3 protein-coding genes are annotated in these 5,898 nt (G+C 34.5%); all 3 read left to right on the plus strand.

The features are described 5' to 3' along the window. Positions 1 to 130 precede the first annotated feature (130 nt). Positions 131 to 604, plus strand: coding sequence for a DUF6252 family protein (locus DIU01_RS14655; protein ID WP_290835739.1), 474 nt, complete (start codon positions 131 to 133; stop codon positions 602 to 604). 137 nt (positions 605 to 741) lie between these two features. Next, positions 742 to 1,122, plus strand: coding sequence for an RNA-binding protein (locus DIU01_RS14660; protein ID WP_290835741.1), 381 nt, complete (start codon positions 742 to 744; stop codon positions 1,120 to 1,122). Between the two features lie 312 nt (positions 1,123 to 1,434). Then, a partial coding sequence (dnaE, locus tag DIU01_RS14665) for a DNA polymerase III subunit alpha (RefSeq protein WP_290835742.1) occupies positions 1,435 to 5,898 on the plus strand: 4,464 nt, incomplete at its 3' end.

The following is a 5,898-nucleotide window of genomic DNA, read 5'->3' on the forward strand; positions in this document are numbered from 1 at the left end:
TGCAAAGATATAAAACTTTTCCATTCAAACTACTGTCAATCAAAAAAATAGTTTTTATTTGAAATTTAGTTAAAAAAAGTAGGTCAAATCACTAAAAAAACTATTTTTGTGCTTGTAAATTAAATTTAAAATGAAGAAATTATTTTCCCTTATCGTAATTTTAGTAACTTTAAGTTCTTGTCAAGAAGAAGTTAAGTTTAATAATGATCCAGGTTTTCAAGCTTTTCGTGATAACGTATTGTTTAGAGGTATCGATGTTAGAGCTTACAAATCAACATCTGGAGCACTTAGAATTGTAGCTTTAGCTGAAGGTGAAGAAGTAGTTTTAAGAACAACAAGTACAAACGTAGGTTTATATCCATTAGGGACATCTGTAAGTAAGGTGGCAACATACACAAACTCATTCGATGGTAATGATGTTTTTTATACAACAGGTATAGATATAGGTAATGGACTTATTGAAATCACAGAAAGTGCCAACAATACTGTAACAGGTAAGTTTAAATTCAATGCAGAAAATACACTAGACAATCCATTTGGTAACGAATTAGTTAATTTTCAATATGGTGCATTTTATCAATTACCATTAATTCCAGAACCATAATCATAAACAATTTGAATCCTCATACGAATCACCTCCCAAAAAGAGGTGATTTTTTTATTTTAGTTAATAAAAACCTATTTAATAGTAGTTTACATATTTATTTAGCTTACCTTTGACAGGAATTTTAAAATAAAATTATGAATATTTTTGTTGGAAGTCTTCCTTGGAGTATAGAGGAAGCAGATTTAAGAGAGTCTTTTGAAGTGTACGGATCTGTAAGTTCTGTTAAAATCATTACTGATAAATTTACTGGAAGAAGTAAAGGTTTCGGTTTTGTTGAAATGGACAGTGATGAAGAAGCTGAAAAAGCAATAACTGAATTGAACGGCGCAACTGTTGACGGTCGTACAATTGTGGTTAACAAATCAGAACCAAAACCAGAAGGAGAAAGAAAATCTTTTTCTAACAACCGTCCAAGTGGTGGTGGTTACAATGGTGGTGGAAATTCTCGCGGTGGCGGTAGCTACGGTGGTGGAAATAGAGACAATAATGGTGGTGGAAACAGAGGAAGATACTAGTTTCAAACTAAATTATATACAGAAAACCATTCGAGAAATCGAGTGGTTTTTTTTTGTTCAGGAGCGAATCGCTTGGGATTTATCAGCAATCCATATTCCTGCTGCCTTTCCAAAGTCCCGATAAAAATCGGGAGCTTTTCCCTTGCATCAGGGCTAGTTAGCAATTCATTTTTCCTTTTGTTAATAACTAAAATTGACAAATAATTCATTAAAACGTACTTTTGATAAATCCCAAAAATCAAATTCCAAATCCTAAAATAAATGCGATTAAAATTGGAATTTGGGATTTATAATNNTGGAATTTTATAAAGTATGTATTTAATATTCGACACCGAAACCACAGGATTGCCAAAAAGTTGGGCAGCACCAATTTCTGATACAGACAATTGGCCTAGATGTATTCAAATTGCATGGCAGTTGCACGACGATATGGGAAATCTTGTTGAACATCAAGATTATCTTATCAATCCAGAAGGTTTCAATATTCCTTACGATGCCGAAAGAATACACGGAATTTCTACAGAATTAGCTCAAGAACAAGGAATCCAACTGAAAGAAATGTTGGAGAAATTCAACATAGCTTTATCTAAAGCCAAGTATATTGTCGGTCAAAACGTTGGGTTTGATATCAACATCATGGGTTGTGAATTCTACCGAATGGGAATCAGTTCTCGAATGTCGCAAATGCCGATTTTAGATACTTGTACTGAAGTTACAGCATCGTTACTAAAACTTCCAGGTGGACGTGGCGGAAAATTTAAATTGCCAACATTAACAGAGTTACATCAATATCTTTTCAACGAACCATTTGCAGAAGCACACAATGCAACTGCCGACGTTGAAGCTACAACACGTTGTTTTTTAGAATTAATTCGTACAGAAATTTTCACCAAAGAAGAACTTGATGTTGAACCAGAATATTTCGAAGATTTTCAATTAAAAAATCCAAGATCAGTTAAATTAATTGGATTAAAACACATCAATCTTAAAGAAGCTTCTGAACAAATTAGAAAAAAACTTCAAAAGAGTGAAGATGAAACAATTCAAACTTCTATTTCTGAAGCCGATAAAAAAGATTTTAAACAATCTCGATTTGCTCATTTACACAATCATTCCCAGTTTTCTGTTTTACAATCTACTATCGGAATTCCTTCGTTAGTTGCTGCTGCTGCAAAAACCAAAATGCCTGCTGTAGCCATGACCGATACTGGAAATATGATGGGTGCTTTTCATTTTGTGAGTGCAGTTATGAATCATAACAAAGCGGTTAAACCCAAAATTGAAGCAGCAATTGAAAACGGAGAAGAACCATCTGACAACGAAATTATTCCAATCGTAGGTTGTGAGTTCAATATTTGTGACAATCATAAAGATAAAACCAAAAAAGACAATGGTTATCAAGTAGTATTTTTAGCTAAGAATAAAAAAGGCTATCACAATTTAGCCAAAATGTCTTCTATCGCATACATCGATGGTTTTTATTACGTTCCTAGAATTGATAAATCAGTTGTGGAGCAATACAAAGAAGATATCATTGTTTTATCAGGAAATTTATATGGTGAAATTCCGAGTAAAATTTTAAATGTTGGAGAAAATCAAGCTGAAGAAGCGCTAATTTGGTGGAAAGAACAATTTGGAGATGATTTTTATTTAGAAATCATGCGCCACAATCAAGAGGACGAAAATCGAGTTAATAAAACTTTGATTGAGTTTTCACAAAAGCACAAAGTAAAATTAGTTGCTACCAACAATACTTACTACGTAAATAAAGAAGATGCTAATGCGCACGATATTTTATTATGTGTAAAAGATGGTGAAAAACAAGCCACACCAATAGGTAGAGGTAGAGGTTATCGTTATGGATTACCAAATCAAGAATATTATTTCAAATCGGAAGACGAGATGAAAAAGTTATTTCAAGATTTACCTGAAGCCATTATCAATGTTCAAGAAATTATTGATAAGGTTGAAACGTATTCATTATATCGCGATGTATTACTTCCAAAGTTTACAATTCCTGAAGAATTTTTAAATCCAGAAGATGAAGCTGATGGCGGAGTTAGAGGTGAAAATGCTTATTTACGTCATTTAACCATGAATGGCGCTCAAAAGCGTTATGGCGAAATCACTCCAGAAATTCAAGAACGATTGGATTTTGAATTACTTACAATTTCAAATTCCGGTTATCCTGGTTATTTCTTAATTGTACAAGATTTCATTGCCGAAGCCAGAAAAATGGATGTTTCTGTTGGTCCAGGTCGTGGTTCTGCTGCAGGTTCTGCGGTTGCCTATTGTTTAGGAATTACCAATATTGACCCAATTAAGTACGATTTGCTTTTTGAGAGATTCTTGAATCCAGACAGGGTTTCAATGCCCGATATTGATATTGATTTCGACGATGAAGGTCGTGGTCGTGTTATGGATTATGTAATCAATAAATATGGTTCTAATCAAGTAGCGCAAATTATTACATATGGTAAAATGGCAACCAAATCAGCCATTCGTGATACGGCTCGTGTATTGGATTTGCCATTGTTTGAAGCCGATAGAATTGCTAAATTAATTCCAGGAATGATGCCTTCTAAATGGAATTTGGCTCGTTTCATTTCTGAAAAAGAAGAAGACGTCAAAAAAGCATTACGTTCCGATGAATTTGATAGAGTAAAAGAATTAATTGCGATTGCCAACGACGGAGAATTATCAGGTGAAACCATTCAACAAGCTAAAGTTTTGGAAGGTTCACTTCGTAATACTGGAATTCATGCCTGTGGAGTAATCATTACACCAAGTGATATTACGAATTTCGTTCCAGTAACAACAGCCAAAGATTCTGAATTATATGTAACCCAATTTGATAACTCGGTTGCAGAAAGTGCCGGATTGCTGAAGATGGACTTCTTGGGTTTGAAAACCCTTACCTTAATAAAAGATACCGTTAAATTAGTAAAGTATAGAACTGGAATTCAATTAGATCCTGATACTTTTCCAATTGATGATGTTAAAACCTATGAGTTGTTCCAAAGAGGAGAAACGGTTGGTATTTTCCAATACGAATCTCCAGGAATGCAAAAATACCTTCGCGATTTAAAACCCACTGTTTTTGGAGATTTAATTGCCATGAACGCACTTTATCGTCCTGGACCATTGGAATATATTCCTTCTTTCGTTCGTAGGAAAAATGGTGAAGAGGAAATAAAATACGATTTAGATGCTTGCGAAGAGTATTTAGGTGAAACCTACGGAATTACGGTTTATCAAGAGCAGGTAATGCTTTTGTCACAATCGTTAGCCGATTTCTCTAAAGGTGATGCCGACGTTTTGCGTAAAGCAATGGGAAAAAAAGACCGCCCAACTTTGGATAAAATGAAGCCAAAATTTGTCGAACAAGCTGCTGCAAAAGGTCATGATGCTAAAGTTTTGGAAAAAATTTGGAAGGATTGGGAAGCTTTTGCGAGTTATGCATTTAACAAATCACACTCTACTTGTTACGCATGGATTGCTTATCAAACAGCTTATTTAAAAGCACATTATCCAGCAGAATATATGGCTGCTGTTCTTTCTAATAACATGAACGATATCAAGCAAGTTTCATTTTTCATGGAAGAATGTAAACGTATGGGATTGCAAGTTTTGGGTCCAGATGTTAATGAATCATTTTATAAATTTACCGTAAACGAAAACAACGCAGTACGTTTCGGAATGGGCGCGGTAAAAGGCGTTGGAGCAAATGCTGTGGATACCATTGTTCAAAATAGAAAAGATGCACCGTACAAATCGATTTTTGATTTAGCTAAGAAAATAGATCTGCGCGCAGCCAACAAAAAAGCATTCGAAAGTCTAGCGTTTGCTGGTGGTTTTGATTGTTTTACCGATACACATCGCGCACAATATTTTCATATTGAAGGCGAAGGAATTACATTTTTAGAAAAAGCCATCCGTTATGGTTCGAAATTTCAGGAGAATGAAAATTCGTCTCAGGTAAGTTTATTTGGCGAAAGCAGTGATGTTCAAATAGCCGAACCAGTTGTGCCACCATGCGAAGAATGGAGTACAATGGAAAAATTAGCCAAAGAAAAAGAAGTGGTCGGAATCTATATTTCGGGTCATCCGCTTGACGATTATCGATTTGAAATGAAATATTTCTGCAATGTGAGGTTGGCGCATTTAAAAAGTTTAGAATCAGTAGTTGGAAAAACGCTTACTTTTGGTGGAATTGTAACCAATGTGCAATATAGAACTGGAAAAAACGGAAAAGATTGGGCGATGTTTACGTTAGAAGGTTACGATGAAAGTCATGATTTTAGAATTTTCAACGAAGAATACTTGAAATTCCGTCATTTCTTGGTGAATAATCAGTTCATTTATTTCAAAATTCATGTAAAAGACGGTTGGGTAAATCGTGAAACCGGAAAAAAATCAGATCCTCAAATTAACTTTCAAGATGCGAAATTACTTGCCGATGTCTTGCCAACATTTGCTAAAAAAATTGCCATACAATTGGATATTTATGATTTACATCAAAATTTAATTCACCAATTAAACGATATTTTCAGGGCTAATGAAGGCGATCATCAAGTGAGTTTTGATGTTTTAGAAATAGAACGAATTAAGAAAACGCCAGTTGCTACTCCAGAAATTGTGTCAATTAAATCAGAAGCACCATTAGACGATGACGCAGAGATTGATATCGATAATTTAGATGTAGAAGCAGAAATGGAAGAAGAAGTTGTTACAAGTGCACCAGTAGAAGTTGAAGAGAATCGCGTTGTAACCAAG

Origin of the sequence: Flavobacterium sp. (genome assembly GCF_003525665.1) — a bacterium.
In the GTDB taxonomy this organism is placed as follows: Bacteria; Bacteroidota; Bacteroidia; order Flavobacteriales; family Flavobacteriaceae; genus Flavobacterium.

What these genes read in the sequence shown, in the direction of transcription:
- DIU01_RS14655 (WP_290835739.1), top strand. Translation starts at nt 131, where the DNA reads ATGAAGAAATTATTTTCCCTTATCGTAATTTTAGTAACTTTAAGTTCT.
- DIU01_RS14660 (WP_290835741.1), top strand. Translation starts at nt 742, where the DNA reads ATGAATATTTTTGTTGGAAGTCTTCCTTGGAGTATAGAGGAAGCAGAT.